This is a genomic window from Alkalibacterium olivapovliticus, assembly GCF_003003275.1.
Classification (GTDB): Bacteria; Bacillota; Bacilli; order Lactobacillales; family Carnobacteriaceae_A; genus Alkalibacterium; species Alkalibacterium olivapovliticum.
The window spans coordinates 18405-35298 of the sequence record NZ_PVTO01000003.1; the positions used below are offsets into that span (position 1 = coordinate 18405).

Genomic DNA, 16894 nt, shown 5'->3' on the forward strand with positions numbered 1-16894 from the left:
ACTAGTCATGCAGTGATCATTAAATGAGCCCAAAATGCTTAAACGCATTATATAGACCGTCTTCAGTTACATCATCGGTAATATAATCAGCCATTTCTCTGATTTCCGGCCCGCCATTCCCCATGGCGACTCCTATTTGGCAATGGTCTAGCATTGGAATGTCTACCTTGGCATCTCCAAAAGCGATCGTTTTGCTGCCTGTTTCGTTTATGTGCTTCATCAGAAGACTGATTGCAGTACTTTTGTCGATATTGCTCAATGCGACATCGCCAAAAAGTGCTGTTTCACCAGCGCCGCCCCAAGTTCCTACTTTAAATTCACTAAACATTTCTCTGGCTTCCAGATAATCATCATGGTTATTTAATAAGAAACTGATTTTATTTATTTTATCCCGATACAGTTCATCTGAAAAAATCATATCTGGGAAAGCATCTTTTACAGTGATCATATCGGAATCGGTATTTCCTTTGCGTGGAGCATAGATTTGAATCGTTTTTTCCGCTTTTTCAGCAAAGTGTTTACTTCCATAAAGTCCATCATTACTTTCCAGATAAAATTCCAGTTCTTTTTCGTTCAGCCAGTCAACGACTTTCCTGCAGTCGTCATAAGTCAGTGTTCTTTCAGAAACAACTTTATCGTCACTTTCAATATAGCTTCCATTTCCACCAATATACCCGTCAAAACCGATCGACAGAATCTCTTCATACATTTCGGCTTTACTTCGTCCAGTTACTGTATAGACTTTATGTCCATTTTTTTGAGCTTGTTTAATTGCTTTTACCGCACTGACTGGCAGTTCATTTTCATAAGTAACTAATGTTCCATCCACATCTAAAAAGATATAATGAGTATCCATTTATTTAAATCCTCCTTATGGTTTTATTTAAGTGACTGACGAAGATAGACTATTTCCAAATACCATTGCCGGTTGAAAAATAAAAACCTGAACAGCTAATCGAAAATGACAGTGGTCACTTTCCATTAGTTATTCAGGTTTTGCCTAGTCGTACTAGTCACAATCCATATTTAACTATAGTATACACAATACAAGGTCTTTAATCTATCTGTTTAAGCAAGTAGCGGTGACAAGGCTGGACAAGTTTAGCTTTCGTCACTCACATATTCCAATATATCGCCTGGCTGGCAATTTAGGGCTCTACATATGGCTTCCAGGGTAGAAAAGCGAATAGCCGCAGCTTTTCCAGTTTTGAGTTTTGATAAATTCACATTGGATATTCCGACTTCGTCAGCGAGATCTTTAAGAAGGACTTTTCGATCTGCCATGACTCGGTCGAGTCTTACAACAATAGCCATTAATAAGCCCTCCTTTAAACGGTTTCATCCGACAGAGTCTGCAGTTCGACCCCATATTTGAAAATTTCTGACACTGCATATAAAATCAGACCGAGCATAAAACTTGAACCGACTCCGATAATGTAATAGTATTCGCCTTCCATAATAAGGGTGACCAATAAAGAATAGAACAAAGGAGAGACAACATCTGTTACAATCAGAACTAAGCTTAGTTTCTTGACTGTTTCAGCAAAGTCATATGAAAAAGGCGTGTGTCCATCTGCCAAATATTTAAATAGTTGACTTCCTTTCCAGAAAATATAGCAGGCGATTAAAACTAAAACAGGACTAACGATCAAAGCGGCCAGCTGCATATCAGCTTCGTGCGTAAATCCCCTTACGGAGTTGATAATAGGAAAGTCGGGCATGTTGTATTCAAACCAGACGTCCTGACCAGTGAAAACACCATAAAGTGCAGATAACAGGAATAGTACAGAAATGACAGTTACTATTTTTAACAAAACAGAGGCAGTGCTGCAGACTTTTCTAAAACGATCAACGTTCATTTATACCACTCCTTTATTTGTTATTACTAGTTTATTATAAAAATTAATTATATGCAATAATTAATTATCGTTTATCGTTAATTCATTATCGAACAGAGTTATTGTTAGAATGTGTAAATAGAAATTTTTTATATATAAAAGAACCTTTCCACCAATAAAATACTGTTACAATACGTCATAGTAAGTGAAGGGAGGAGAAACGGTGGACAATAATGAATTGAACGTTCAATTGGAAAAATATCGAAGAGGAAATGAAGAGGCCTTTCGTATTATATATGAACAGCTGAAAACACCGGTTTATACTATTATTTATCGTGTTTTATATGATCAGGCAATGGCTGAGGATGTCATGCAGGAGGTATTTTTGAAAATATCCCAAACACCGCCTCCCTCGAAAGTGAAAAAATCTCGTGCATGGATCTTCCAAGTGTCGCGTAACCTTGCCATTGATTACAAAAGAAAGATAAAGGAAACTGAGTATCTTTCTGAAGAAACAGAATCTCCCCCTTTTTCACTGGAAAAGTCGGTCAGTACAAGAGTAGATATCGAATCAGCATTAAAAGAATTGAATGAAAATGAACGTGAAATCGTCACACTTCATTTGAATGCCGAGCTCAAATTTAAAGATATTGCCAGAATAATGGACGAGCCTTTAGGAACCGTTTTGTGGAGATATCGAAAAGCAATCACCGAGATGCAAAAAGTTTTATCTGGAGGTGCACAATAGAATGAAAAAATTAAGTGTTGTATTGGTTGCGTTGTTAATCGCATTTGCTGGCTCAGGGACTGTCTATGCGAATGAGACTGAAGAAAATGATGGAACGGTCGAAGGGCTTTATAATAATTGGGAAACGAATGGGTATCCTGATAATGTAGGGTACGTGGTTATGCATGAGGATCAGGAAACCTTTATAATAGGATTAGTTGAGAATGATGATGTAGCCCAGGATGAAATCCTATCTCAGATACCAGAATCAGATAATGTTGCTTTTGAAGAAGCGACTTATTCTTATAATGAGTTATTGGCAGTTCATGGGGAAGTCGGTGAACTTGTACGGGATGACGAAACACCTGTCTATTCTGCTGGAATGGGATTTAGAGTAGTTGACGGAGAAGTCACGGGTTTTGGAGAAAGTGGTAATGAAATTCGCGTGACTGTTGGTGTAGAGCCGGAATTTGCTGACGAATACGCTGACCAACTGGAAGCGGAATATGGTGACAGAGTTCATATCGAAGCCGAGGGACAACCTGTCACTACAATGGATGCAGAAGAGTCAGATCCAATGCCGAATAGTAATCAATGGATCTATTTGATGCTTATTGGCCTTGCGAGTGTTTTTGCAGTCTGGTTGTTAAAGAGTAGAGGGGTTATTTTTTCCAGAAAATCAGCAGGCGGAGAAGTTATCACAGAATCCAGACAGTTAAGTAAAAATGAAATAGAAGATGCAGTCAAAGAAAGTTCGATCGAGCCGGATGATAAACTATTTCAGAAAATTATGAAAAAAACAGTATCAAACAAGTAGAAATAACTTAAACGGTTATCTTTGGACTATAAGTAAACCAGCTGCTCGGGCAGCTGGTTTTCCATATATATTGAGTCGAGAATACTCGTCCGTGGCGAGTATTCTCAGTGTGAAGAGCGCTTCTGGTGTTGAAGTCGTATTTTTAGAACATGGCAGTTCTGATTTATCGACAGTGCAGTTTTTTACTTATCTGAGTGTCAACAAAATAGTGAACTAGTGAATAGTTAGCAAGTAAATCAAGATGAGTGTAAAGAAGTAACCCCAGGTTGTGTAAGCTCAACTAGGTTTTCTTTAAGAGTGTTCACAAGATGTTGGATTAGTAGACAGTGAGTAGGTGAATCCCACTGAGTGTAACGAAGATAGGAGAAGTTATCGATGTTCTGCTAGAAATACTGAGTGAGTGTCAAAAAGAGACTGAAGTAGTGGACAGTCAGTGTAAGAAATCATCTGACTGGCGTAAAAGAATGCTTAATTGATCAAATAACTGATATCCCAAGGATAGTCAGGTTTGCATTTCCTACTAGCTTCATAATAAGCTTAGCGAGCTGATCTTCCGGGTACTCACAATCGTTTTTCAGCCACCAGTTGACGGTCATGAACAGAATGCCCAGACTGTAATCGATGATGAGCTCAACGGGAACTTCCATATCGGATTCCATGATGCGCAGATTCTTCAAGATGTCTTGGTAGGCATCAGTGACGATTTTTTTGAATTTATCTGTGAGAATATGTTTATCAATAATTGAGAGGATGAGGACATACGTGTCTTTGTCCTCTTTTATCTGTTTCAGAAGTTGGGTGAGAACGAGCTGAATATGCATCAGTTTTACTTCATTTCGTTTGTTAAGTAAGGATATTTCCATTACCTTACGGATCGAGTCCAGTTTCTTTTCAATAATTTGTTCGACCAGATCATCTTTATCCTGAAAATAAGCGTAGAAAGTCGATCGATTGATCAGAGCCTCGTCTGCGATATCCTGAATGGTTATTTCAGTGTAATCTTTTTGATTAAGCAGAGTGAAAAAAGCAGAGTAAATCGCACGATGTGTTTTGAATACACGCAAGTCCGGTTTTTTAGACATGGTTTGCCTCCCATCCGACAATTTCCGATAGTTGTTGGTTATCCGACATTTGACTTGTTTTAGTGATTGTTAATAGTATAACAAGCTTTTATACTTTAATCAAAGTAAAAGTAAGCGGTTTAAGTAAAGGGTCAGGGATGATTGAAGGGGAGAAATAATATGAAGGAGAAACAGTTATATGCGGGGATAGATGTTGGATCAACAACGATAAAACTGATCGTACTGGATGATTCCAATACTGTATTATTCAAAAAATACGAACGTCATTTTTCAGATATCAAACAGGCAGTCAAGCAATTGATTAATGAAGCTAGTTCTAAGTTTCACAACTCGCCCTTATATATGAAAATCACGGGGTCAGGTGGAATAGGTATTGCAGAAGCGCTGGATATAGCCTTCATTCAGGAAGTTATTGCCTGTTCCAAAACAGTCGAGCAGCTGATTCCGGAAACGGATGTGGCAATTGAGCTGGGTGGAGAAGATGCGAAAATCACATTTTTCGGTCAGTCTATGGAACAGCGGATGAATGGGAGTTGTGCTGGAGGGACGGGCGCATTTATTGATCAGATGGCCTGCCTCTTGAAAACAGATGCCAGCGGACTGAATGAGCTGGCAAAATCGTATAAGAAACTATACCCGATCGCTTCAAGGTGTGGGGTCTTTGCCAAAACAGATGTACAGCCACTGATTAATGACGGGGTTGCACGGGAAGATATTGCGGCATCGATTTTTCAGGCAGTCGTAAATCAGACGATTGCGGGACTGGCTTCCGGGCGCAAGATCAAAGGGAAGGTCGCTTTTCTGGGAGGACCGCTGTTTTTCCTGAGTGAGCTGCGCCAGCGGTTTATTGAAACATTAAAAGTAAAAGCAGACGATGCGTTGTTTCCTGAAGACCCTCAACTTTTTGTGGCAATGGGAGCTGCATTTGATGCCCGAGAAACGACCCCTACCTCATTTAATGAACTATACAAGCGAATGACTGAAAAAAACGCAATGAACCTCAATCCGTCAGTTCGGCTCTCCCCGCTTTTCAAATATGATGAAGAATTAGATGAATTCAGAGCCCGTCATGCTGCGGCAAAAATCGATGAGCAGCCATTAAGTGGTTACAGTGGTGTGGCTTTTCTGGGGATCGATGCAGGGTCGACTACCACTAAGGTGACACTGATTAATCCGGAAGGAGATGTCCTCTGGAAATATTATGATTCAAACGACGGGGATCCGTTAAACAAGACGATCAGTATTTTAAAAGAGCTATACAGTGAAATGCCGGAAGATGTCTATATCGGGCGAACGGTTACCACTGGATACGGAGAGGCTCTGATCAAAAATGCACTGCAGGTGGATCAGGGAGAAGTGGAAACGATCTGTCACTACAAAGCAGCCGAACGGTTCCAGCCAGGCGTCGATTTTATTTTAGACATTGGTGGCCAGGACATGAAGGCTATGACCGTCAAAGATGGCGTACTGTCCTCGATAAAGCTGAATGAAGCGTGCTCGAGCGGGTGCGGGTCGTTTATTGAAACTCTGGCAAAGTCTTTAAATTATAATGTTTATGATTTTGCGGATGCTGCTTTGACGTCCAGAGACCCTGTGGACTTGGGATCCAGATGTACTGTGTTTATGAATTCAAAAGTCAGACAGATGCAAAAAGAAGGCGCGAGTGTAGCAGATTTGTCTGCCGGGCTGTCCATGTCTGTCATCAAAAACGCCTTGTTCAAAGTCATTAAAATAAAAGATCCGAAACAGCTGGGGGATAAAATCGTCTGTCAGGGTGGAACATTCAACAATGAATCAGTGCTGCGGTCGTTTGAAAAAATCTCAAATCGTGAAGTGATACGACCCAATTTAGCCGGTCTGATGGGTGCTTACGGCTGTGCATTGATAGCTCTGGAAAACTACTCTGCAGGTGATAACTCGACACTTTTATCAATAAAAGATCTTGAAGAGTTCACAGCTGAAAAGAAATTCACGCGGTGCACGTTATGCGAGGACAAATGTGCTCTGACCATGACGATTTTTAAAGATGGACGTCGGTTCGTGACGGGAAACCGCTGCGAAAAAGGGGCGGATATGCATCTCAAGGGACGAGAGAAAAAAGAGCGCATCAATTTATATGAGTTTAAGTATCAGCGCCTGTTCGATTACAAGCCGCTGAAGAAAAAAGAGGCGCCTAGAGGAACAGTCGGGATTCCGAGAGTACTCAATATGTATGAGGATTACCCACTGTGGTTTACATTTTTCAATCAGCTGGGATTCAGTGTCCAGTTATCCGGGCGTTCCAATCAGAAACTATATGAAGACGGCATCGATACGATTCCGGATGATACCGTCTGTTACCCGGCTAAACTGGTACATGGACACATCAAGCAGCTGATCCGTAAAAAGGCGGATATGATATTCTTCCCGTGTGTGAATTATCAGCGCAAGGAAGAGAAAACAGCGGTGAATTCGTATAACTGCCCAATTGTTATTTCTTATCCCGACTTGATTTCGGTGAATGTGGATGACATTCGCGACGGGAAAGTCGATTATCTGCATCCGCATCTGAATCTGCTGAACGACGAGCATGTGATCGATACGCTATTTGACACTCTCAAAGATAGAGGCATTACATTTGAAGAAGTGAAAGATGCGTATCACTCAGGCATGAATGAGTTGGAAGCTTTCAAGGAAAAGATGAAAATGAAGGGCGAAGAAGCGCTGAGGCATATGCAGATGCATAACGAACAGGGGATTGTTTTATCCGGTCGTCCATATCACACGGATCCGGAAGTCAACCACGGGATAGCTAATGTGGTGTCTGAAGAAGGATTCCATGTGCTGACTGAAGACAGCGTGTTCCACCTGCATGAAGTGGGAGAGTTACGAGTGGTGAACCAGTGGTCCTATCACTCAAGGCTATATGCGACGGCACGAGTCGTGACGAAATTTTCGAATCTGGAAATGATCCAGCTCAATTCCTTCGGCTGCGGACTGGACGCTGTGACCACTGAGCAGGTTCAGGACATTCTGGAACAGTACGGGAAAATCCATACTGTTTTAAAAATCGATGAAACATCTAACCTGGGAGCCATTCGGATTCGAGTACGGTCACTTAAGGCTGCGATGAAGGAAAGGAATCTTCAGCATATCAAGCCGGTGAAGAAATATGATTTACCTGAGACGATTACCTTTACAAAAGAAATGAAGAAAAAACATACACTCTTACTGCCCATGATGTCGCCGATTCACCAGACTGGATTGATCGACGAGGCGTTCAGAGCCTCAGGATACGATGTTGTCCAGATCAGCGAGGATACTGGGGCAGAAGGAATTGATGAAGGATTGAAATACGTCAATAACGATGCCTGCTTCCCGGCCATCATTACGATCGGGCAACTGGTCGATGCACTGAAGAGCGGGAAATATGATCTGGACCATACATCCGTGATGATGACGCAGACGGGTGGTGGATGCCGAGCGACCAACTACATTCCCTTGCTTAGAAAAGCATTAAGTGATGCAGGCTTCCCGGAGATTCCAGTCGTTTCAATATCAGCCGGAAATACAGGCACAGAAAAACAAGAAGGGTTCAAACTGACCTTGCCTCTGATCATGCGGATTTCACTTGGAAGTCTTTATGGGGATCTGTTCCAGAAAGTCGTTTACCGCACACGTCCTTATGAGGTCGTTGAAGGATCAGTTGATGCCCTTCATCAGTATTGGGTAGAAAAAGTGAAATCGAATGTTCATAACGGTAGCCTGCGAGAATTTAACAAGAATATGAAACAGATCATCGCTGATTTTGAAGCGGTCGAGATAGTCGATACGCCTAAACCAAAAGTAGGGATCGTGGGGGAAATATTAGTGAAGTACTCGCCGACAGCGAATAATGATGTAATCAGACTGCTTGAAAAAGAAGGGTCTGAAGTAGTTGTTCCAGATCTTGTCGGATTTATGAATTACAATCTTTACACGAAACAGTATATGGCAGATGAGCTCGGGTTTTCCAAATGGAGCAAATCCATATCTCAATTCCTGATCAAGCTCATTCAGATCGCCGAAAAACCGATGAATCAGAAGCTGAAAGAGTCCGAACGGTTTACACCATTCCACTCGATTTATGACATTGCTGATGGGGCCCAAGCTATAACATCTATCGGTAATCATACAGGCGAAGGATGGTATCTGACAGGTGAAATCGTTCAGTTTCTGGAAAATGATGTGCCAAATGTGCTGATCATGCAGCCGTTCGGGTGTTTGCCGAATCACATCGTCGGAAAAGGGATGCTGAAAGAATTCCGCAGACAGTATCCGCATTCCAATATCACAGCCGTCGATTATGATCCGGGATTATCCATCGTCAACCAGTTGAACCGCATTCGACTGATGCTGGCTGGAGCAAAATAATTGAGTCGAATAAAGAGCCACTTTCATTAAGGTGGCTCTTTGCGTTGCTCTGAAAGTAATACAATAAAGAAAAAGGAATGGATCAACTAGTGTAGTGGACTCAAATATTAAAAAAATAATGAGTTTAAAGCGATTGGTGTCCACGGGAAAATGTACCGAATGAATAAAGAGCTGGATGAATCGTGTGAAAAACGACTTTCTATAAGCAGACACTTGTGTGATTTGGAGACAATTTCTAAATCAAGGGAACTGTTTTATAGGTAGTCGCTTTTTTTTTCGAAAAAACTATAAAAAAGTAAGGGAAATGTTTGACAAGGAAAAAGTTTATAGTTATACTTACGATTACAAATGTAAACAATAAAAGGAGGAATAAAAATGAACCATACAAACGACCATAAAAATCAGCACAGTGAGCATAGTGAACATATCCATCACGCACATCATGAAGAGCAATTGAAGAATGAGAATCATGACCACCACGGACACGATCATGAAGGGAACGGACATGAGCATCATCACCATGGAAATTTTAAGGAACTATTTTTAAAATCTCTTCCTCTAGGTATTGTGATCCTTCTGCTGTCACCAATGATGGGTATCACATTGCCGCTGCAATTTACTTTTCCATATTCTGATATTTTAGTGGCGGTATTGTCGACTATATTGTTAGCTTATGGAGGCCGACCATTTTATCAGGGAGCGGTGGATGAATTCAGGAAAAAGGAACCTGGCATGATGGCGCTTATCTCGTTAGGGATTTCTGTATCATATTTTTACAGTGTGTATGCAGTCATTGCACATTACATTACGGGTCAGCATGTCATGGAATTCTTCTTCGAATTTGCTTCACTTCTTCTGATTATGCTTTTAGGACACTGGATTGAAATGAGAGCTGTAGGAGAAGCGGGAGATGCCCAACGATCATTGGCAGAATTGTTGCCGAAGGACGCACATGTGGTGCTTGAAGATGACTCGATCGAAACACGTCCCGTTTCTGACTTGAAAGTGGGAGATGTCGTTCGTGTACAGGCTGGAGAGAATATTCCTGCAGATGGTATTATAGAAAAAGGGAATTCAAGGGTAAACGAAGCACTTCTGACTGGTGAATCCAAACCTACAGAAAAAAAGGTGGGGGATGAGGCTATCGGAGGATCGACAAATGGTGAGGGGATATTATTCGTAAAAGTGAAGGAAACGGGCGACAAATCTTTTATTTCCCAAGTTCAGACTTTGATCGGTCAGGCCCAGGATCAACCCTCTCGAGCAGAAAATGTTGCCCATAGAGTAGCTGGGTTACTATTTTATATCGCAGTAGTGGTTGCGTTTATTGCTTTTATTATCTGGTTGGCCATCGTTGATTTACAGACAGCAGTCCTATTCACAGTGACCACTTTGGTAATCGCTTGTCCACACGCTTTAGGATTAGCCATTCCGCTGGTTATTGCACGAAGCACCAGCCTTGGAGCCAGCCGTGGACTCTTAGTAAAAGACCGTGAAGCGCTGGAACTTGCAGTCAAGTCAGACATCATGATCCTAGATAAAACAGGAACCCTGACAACAGGAGAATTTAAAGTACTGAACGTTGATGTGCTCAGTGATGATTATTCAAAAGAAGAAATCATCGGGTTAATGGCAGGTATTGAAGGCGGATCAAGTCATCCAATCGCCCAGTCCATTACTAGTTTTGCACAGCAAGAAGAGATAAAGCCAGCTGAATTTGATTCGATCGAAGTAGTATCAGGTTCGGGAGTCGAGGGCGAATCAAACGGGCGTAAATACCAGCTGGTCAGTCAGAAAGCATACGGACAAGATCTTGATATTGAGATACCTAAAGGGGCAACAGTCAGTGTGTTGACTGAGAACGCACGGGCGATCGGTACCGTTTCTTTAGGAGATGAGCTTAAACAGACAAGCAAAAGGCTCATTGATGTCCTTAAGTCAAAAGGCATTCAACCACTTATGGCGACTGGAGACAATGAAAAAGCAGCTCAAGGTGTCGCGGAAGAATTAGGCATCGAGTATAAAGCGAATCAGTCTCCACAGGACAAATATGACTTGGTGGAATCAATGAAAAATCAGAACAAGACGGTCATCATGGTAGGAGACGGTGTAAACGATGCGCCATCCCTGTCACTCGCAGATGTAGGTGTGGCTGTCGGAGCAGGAACACAGGTCGCATTGGATTCTGCAGATATCGTCCTGACTCAGTCAGATCCCGGAGACATTATCTCCTTTATTGAACTTGCAGAGAAGACTACGCGGAAAATGAAACAGAATCTGGTCTGGGGAGCAGGCTATAACTTTATTGCCATCCCGATTGCAGCCGGAATATTGACACCTATAGGCATTTCGCTCACACCTGCAGTTGGAGCGGTCTTAATGTCACTTTCAACTGTGATCGTCGCTGTCAATGCCATGTTTTTGAAACTGGATAGAGCAGATGATTGAAGTAATTAAGCTGAATTACTTTGATCCCTGTGATAAATAAAAAAGGAGGCTGAATCATATTCTGATTCAGTCTCCTTTTCATTATTTGTTTTATTAAATCGAACGGTCTAGTCGACCTCCGTCAGAATCTTCTGTAGACACGTTCAAATCACTGGAAACCCCTAAGTCATCGTTATTACTGTTGCCTGAAACATCAGTATCGCTGCTCTTCAGGTCATCGATCATTTCTGCGTCTTGAGAATTGTCGGTTGATGTCATGGACCCGGATGCACTTCGTTCGTTTGCACGGTCAGCCTTGTCAGGCTGTGCATCTACAGATTGTTCTTTGTCTTCATCTGCTGCTTCATTTACAAGTAACACAATCTCGCCTTGTTTCAGCTGCTGTTTATATTCAGTCAGTACAGAGGACTCTTCATTACTGGATACAGATGAGTACTCTACCACATTGATTCCTGAAGGGTCGCTGATTTTCTCCAGAGCGGACGACTGACCGACGACGATTTTCATATCTTCCTTTTCATGACCGCGCATGACTAGTGTATCCACTGCACGAATCACTTGTTCGAATGAGTCATAACTTCCTTCTGCAAAGGTTGGCATTTTATCAATCTCCTTTACTAAAAGAGTTTAGTCTTCTTCTTTTTCTCTGATCAAGCCTTTTAATCCTTCTCTAGAGGCGGGAGGACTTTGTAAAACGGCTCTTACTTCATCTAAATCGGGTTCGACATTCCAGGTAATGATGCCGACCGGTTTATCGTCTTTCAGATAATAGACCACTTTTCCGCCGTCGACTTCATCAATATAATAATCGAGTTCCGGATCCAGTGTGCCGATTGCTTTCCATGATATGTCGAAGACCATTGAGTAGAAGTAAGGTGTGTAGTCATAGGGTTCTTGAGCACCTGCCATATTTTTTCCGGCAGTGGTTCCTGATTTGCGGGCATGGTCTACGTGTTCGATACGGTTCCGACCCAGTATCGGATCCGGGTAGGACACGATGTCGCCTGCCGCATAGATGTCTGGATCAGATGTCTTCAGATATTTATCTGCAGTGACACCGTCATCCACCCCTAATCCTGCTTCTTCAGCCAGGCTCAGCCGTGGCTTGACGCCGACACCTAAAACGAGTGCATCGCCGGTTACAGTTTCACCATTCTCAAGTTTCAACACGACCTGATCATCTTCAATGCTGTAAGAATCAGCGCGCGTACTGCTCATCAGCGTAATACCGTTACTCCTATACCGTTCCTCATATTCTTTAGCCAGTTCTTCAGGGAATCGGTTGCCGCTCAACAGGTCCTGCGGATAAATGAATGTGACTGTCGTATCATTGAGTGCCAGATTTGCAGCCAGCTCGGTTCCGATATAACTTCCGCCTACCACTAAAACATGTTTTCCTTTTCCCGCATATTTACCTCTAAGGTCTCTGTAGTCTTTCCATGAACGAAATGCGACTACGCGTTCATCATCAGGACCTTCGATTCGCTGTGGTTCGCCTCCAGTTGAAAGCAGCAGCTTTTTATATCCGAATTGACGGCCGTCTGATGTTTCAACGAGTTTATTCTCTGTATCGATCGATTTGACTTCAGCTTCGAGGAAAATATCTGCTCCAGTTTTTTCAGAAGTCTCTAACGACACTTCATCTTCCGTGAACTCTTCGTCTGTCCAGAGTTTTTTCGTTAAAGCCGGACGTGTGTAAGGTTCATCCCGATCAGTCGTGATCAGACCAATCGTTCCGCTGCTGTCTACTTCTCGAATGCCTTCTGCAGCATAGGCTGCGGCCATACCGCCACCAACCATTAAATAATCATAGTGTTTAATTATTTCTTCCATCATATCTGTATGCTCCTTTAAGGTTTATTTATATCGTTGCGACTGATCCTGCATCGACTCTGTAGTTAGATCCATTAATAAATGACGCTTTATCTGAACATAAAAAGGCAATGACTGGTGCGACTTCCTCCACTTTACCACGCCTTTTCAGTTCAATATGCGGGCGCTCTTCATCCAGGAACGATTCGATGGCTTCTTCAAAAGACACACCCAGTTCTTCAGAGCGTTTTTCCATCATGCCGTCCGTCATCGGTGTTTCAATAAACGCAGGGGAGACAGTGTTGACAAGTAATCCTTCTGTTGCATATGAACGGGAGAGGCCTTTAGAGAAGGCTAGAATCGCTGCTTTGGAGCAGTCATATGGCAGCTCGTCTTTATACGGCTGCAGGCCATTTTCAGAAGAGACAAACACGATACGTCCCCATCCACCGTTTCTTAGATCGGGTAGAAATTCTTTAACGACTCGTACTGGTCCAAGCAAATCTTCTTCAATCGTCTGGACCCACCCCTCATCATCGATTTCATGAAATAAACCTTGAGGGCCAACTTTTCCTGCATTCTGAACCAGAATATCGATTTCACCGACCTCTTCTTTAATATAGTCGTGGAGTTTAGTCAAGTCTTCCACACTGGTAATATCTGCTGTAAATGCGTATATTTTCTCACTGTTGTCCAGGGAAAGGACCGTTTCTTTCAATGCTTCTTCATTTATATCGGTCAAAATGAGCGTAACGCCCTCTTCCAGCAGTGCTTTGGCCGTTTCTCTCCCAATTCCTGCGGCTGCTCCAGTTATCAGCGCTACTTTACCTTTAATACCTAAATCCATCTAATTTCCTCCTGTTGGTTTGCTATGAGCTGATTTTGATCATTACCTAGTTACTATAAAGATTACTCCTCCATAATAAAAACTTCAATTAATAGCATTGACTATGAAGCGCCTACAGTCAGTTATCAAAAAAGAACATCGTTTGATAAAGGAGAAAAAGTGATGGATATGGTATTCTGTAATAAACAACATCGGTTTTAGATTCACTGATTTAACCATACTGAATTAACAGGAAGGTGTTATCATGTCTGAAAAGAAATGGTTTAACGTATCAGTTGAAGACGTAAACAGAGAAGTGAAAACAGATCTGAACAAAGGCCTGTCTACAGAAGAAGTTGATGAAAGACTGCAAGAATATGGATCTAATCAGTTGCCCGAAAAAGAAAAGAAATCGGAGTTGGCTAAATTTTTCAGCCATTTCGATGATATTCTGATTTACATCCTGCTGGCAGCGGCAGTGGTCACATTGGTTTTAGGCCATTATGTGGATACGGTCGTTATCCTGCTGGTGGCAGTGATCAATGCACTGATCGGGTATGTTCAGGAAAACAAAGCTGAGAAAGCACTGGAAGGGATAAAAGAAATGTTGTCGCTTCAGGCAACGGTATTGAGGAACGGAAAAAGGGAAGACATCGAGTCTGCAGATTTAGTTCCAGGTGATGTCGTTCTTCTTAAAGCGGGAGACAAAGTCCCGGCGGATATTCGACTGGTACAGGCAGATCGTTTAAATGTAGAAGAGTCTCCTCTGACAGGCGAATCCACCTCTGTTGAAAAGCAGACAGAAGTATTGCCTGAAGAAACGGTTCTTGCAGAACGGACAAATCTTCTGTTCTCCGGAACTGCTGTATCATCCGGTTCGGCTAAAGGAATCGTCATCGCAACAGGTGAACAGACAGAGCTGGGGCAGATCAACCGGTCGATAAGTGACGTGGAAGATATAAAAACACCGCTCCTTAAACAAATCGATACTTTCGGCAAGACAATCTCGATCGTTATTCTAGTGCTGGCGACCGGACTGTTCGGTTTTGGCCTAGTCATACATGATTATGAATGGGGGGAGCTGCTGCTGTCAGTGATCGGATTGACTGTTGCAGCTATTCCGGAAGGACTGCCGGCTATTTTGACCATCATCCTGGCTTTAGGCGTGCAGACGATGGCGGATAAGAAAGCCATCATGAGGACACTGCCGTCAGTGGAAACGCTGGGAGCCGTCACTGTCATCTGCACAGATAAAACTGGGACACTGACCAAAAATGAAATGACGGTCAAGTCTGTGATCACTAGAGAGGCCCGCTATAACATAACGGGAACCGGCTACGCTCCTGAAGGATCGATCCAGCATAATGATGAAGAAGTAACTGTCTCGGAACACGACGACTTGCACCAGTTACTGACTGCCGTGCGAACCGTCAACGAAGCAGATATTCAGGAAAAGGACGGCCAGTGGATCGTCAGAGGGGATCCGACAGAAGGGTGTCTCATCACCCTGGCTGAAAAAGCTGATAAACCGATCAGCAGGCTGGAAAATTTGTCGAAGATCCCGTTTGATTCAGAATATAAATACATGGCGGGATTAGTTGAAATAAAGGGTAAGAAAACGATTTTTGTTAAAGGAGCTCCAGACCGGCTGTTTGAAATGGCTGATTTAAATGAGGGTTCAGAGGAAAGACAGTACTGGGAAGACCATATGATCAATCGGTCCAGAAAAGGAGAACGTGTGCTGGCGGCTGCATTTAAAGATGTCAGTCAGGAAAAAGCTGAAATCGAACATGATGATGTCTTGTCGGGACTGACGATGCTTGGGTTGACAGGTATCATCGATCCGCCTCGAGAAAAAGTGATCGAAGCGGTCAGAACCTGCAGACAGGCCGGGATACAAGTGAAGATGATCACAGGAGATCATAAAGAAACGGCATTGGCCATTGCTAAACAACTCAGGATCACCGATCATGATGATGTGATCGAAGGACGCGAACTGGATGCGATGAGCGGAGCTGAGTTGAAAGAAGCCGCTATGACATCAGACGTATTTGCACGCACAAGCCCTGACAATAAACTCCAACTTGTTGAAGCACTGCAGGAAAGGGGTCACATCAGTGCAATGACAGGAGATGGAGTCAATGATGCACCAGCTCTTAAACGAGCGGATATAGGAGTCGCAATGGGCATCAAAGGAACAGAAGTAGCAAAAGAGGCTTCAGAAATGGTACTGGCCGATGATAACTTTTCAACGATTGTCAATGCGGTCAAAGAAGGGCGACGGGTCTATGATAATTTAAAGAAGACTATCTTATTCATTCTCCCGACCAATGGTGCAGAAGCTTTTCTGGTCATGGCTGCCTTGCTGATCGGCATGGAGATGCCTATGACACCTGTTCAGATACTGTACGTGAATATGGTTACGGCTGTAACGGTTACTTTAGCGCTGGCTTTTGAACCACTGGAAGACGGGGCGATGAACAAGCCGCCTAGAAAAGCGAACGAAAAATTATTGAGTCCTTATTATATTTTCAGGATCGTGTTTGTGTCTCTCCTAATTGGAGGATTGATCATGTGGATGAACGGTCAGTTGTTGGCCAGTTATTCGATTGAACACGTTAATACTGTGACGCTGCATTCAATTGTTTTTGCCCAACTGTTTCACTTGTTCAATGTCAGAAATGAACGGCACTTCAGCTTAAACAAGCACTTTTTTGAAAATAAAGCGGCATTTATCGTATCAGGTTTACTCCTGTTCTTTCAGCTGGTCGTGACCTATGTCCCTTTTTTTTCTCAGGCTCTAGGACTCTATCCAATTGAGGGGATATACTGGATATTTCCTGTTATAATAGGGGTAACTGTATTTATAGTTGTAGAGATCGAAAAATTTATCACACGTACTGTCTTAAAACGGAAGTGACATGCAGTAAGGGAAAATTGTTAGGAGGAAGA

Annotated in this window: 12 protein-coding genes; 5 read left to right on the forward strand and 7 right to left on the reverse strand. The window is 42.6% G+C overall.

From position 1 onward, the window contains the following. Positions 1-19 precede the first annotated feature (19 nt). From CLV38_RS02090 to CLV38_RS02100, 3 genes are all read right to left on the reverse strand, one after another. Positions 20-856 carry an HAD family hydrolase gene (locus CLV38_RS02090; RefSeq protein WP_106190886.1) on the reverse strand — a complete coding sequence of 279 codons (837 nt, stop codon included), beginning with the start codon at positions 854-856 and terminating at the stop codon, positions 20-22. 245 nt (positions 857-1101) lie between these two features. Then, positions 1102-1314 carry a helix-turn-helix domain-containing protein gene (locus tag CLV38_RS02095; protein WP_106190889.1) on the reverse strand — a complete coding sequence of 71 codons (213 nt, stop codon included), beginning with the start codon at positions 1312-1314 and terminating at the stop codon, positions 1102-1104. A gap of 14 nt (positions 1315-1328) precedes the next feature. Continuing rightward, positions 1329-1859: a DUF2975 domain-containing protein gene (locus CLV38_RS02100; RefSeq protein WP_106190892.1), complete on the reverse strand. Its 531-nt coding sequence runs from the start codon at positions 1857-1859 to the stop codon at positions 1329-1331. 202 nt (positions 1860-2061) lie between these two features. On the opposite strand from CLV38_RS02100, the gene CLV38_RS02105 reads away from it, so the two are divergent. Both CLV38_RS02105 and CLV38_RS02110 read left to right on the forward strand, forming a co-directional pair. Next, positions 2062-2586 (forward strand): RNA polymerase sigma factor, encoded by a 525-nt coding sequence (locus CLV38_RS02105; RefSeq protein ID WP_170068784.1) that lies wholly within the window; start codon positions 2062-2064, stop codon positions 2584-2586. A 1-nt stretch (position 2587) separates the two neighbouring features. Then, positions 2588-3382, forward strand: a complete 795-nt coding sequence (locus CLV38_RS02110) for a hypothetical protein (RefSeq protein ID WP_106190898.1) — start codon at positions 2588-2590, stop codon at positions 3380-3382. A 476-nt stretch (positions 3383-3858) separates the two neighbouring features. Here CLV38_RS02110 and CLV38_RS02115 read toward each other — a convergent pair whose 3' ends face one another. Next, a complete protein-coding gene (locus CLV38_RS02115; protein WP_106190900.1) occupies positions 3859-4464 on the reverse strand; it encodes a TetR/AcrR family transcriptional regulator in 606 nt (201 codons plus the stop codon). Positions 4465-4623: 159 nt separating this feature from the next. Here CLV38_RS02115 and CLV38_RS02120 point away from each other — a divergent pair, with 159 nt between their 5' ends. Both CLV38_RS02120 and CLV38_RS02125 read left to right on the forward strand, forming a co-directional pair. Further along, positions 4624-8856, forward strand: a complete 4233-nt coding sequence (locus CLV38_RS02120; protein ID WP_106190903.1) for a 2-hydroxyacyl-CoA dehydratase — start codon at positions 4624-4626, stop codon at positions 8854-8856. A 375-nt stretch (positions 8857-9231) separates the two neighbouring features. Then, positions 9232-11304 (forward strand): heavy metal translocating P-type ATPase, encoded by a 2073-nt coding sequence (locus CLV38_RS02125; protein WP_106190906.1) that lies wholly within the window; start codon positions 9232-9234, stop codon positions 11302-11304. A 93-nt stretch (positions 11305-11397) separates the two neighbouring features. Here CLV38_RS02125 and CLV38_RS02130 read toward each other — a convergent pair whose 3' ends face one another. Genes CLV38_RS02130 through CLV38_RS02140 form a run of 3 tightly spaced genes read right to left on the reverse strand, consistent with a single transcriptional unit; the run spans position 11398 to position 13963 of the window. Next, positions 11398-11904 (reverse strand): general stress protein, encoded by a 507-nt coding sequence (locus CLV38_RS02130; protein WP_106190909.1) that lies wholly within the window; start codon positions 11902-11904, stop codon positions 11398-11400. Positions 11905-11931: 27 nt separating this feature from the next. Further along, a complete protein-coding gene (locus CLV38_RS02135; protein WP_245920515.1) occupies positions 11932-13140 on the reverse strand; it encodes an NAD(P)/FAD-dependent oxidoreductase in 1209 nt (402 codons plus the stop codon). Between the two features lie 25 nt (positions 13141-13165). Beyond that, entirely contained in the window at positions 13166-13963 is a 798-nt protein-coding gene (locus tag CLV38_RS02140) for an SDR family NAD(P)-dependent oxidoreductase (RefSeq protein ID WP_106190912.1), read from the reverse strand. Between the two features lie 244 nt (positions 13964-14207). Here CLV38_RS02140 and CLV38_RS02145 point away from each other — a divergent pair, with 244 nt between their 5' ends. After that, positions 14208-16862, forward strand: coding sequence for a cation-transporting P-type ATPase (locus tag CLV38_RS02145; RefSeq protein WP_106190914.1), 2655 nt, complete (start codon positions 14208-14210; stop codon positions 16860-16862). Positions 16863-16894: the final 32 nt, after the last annotated feature.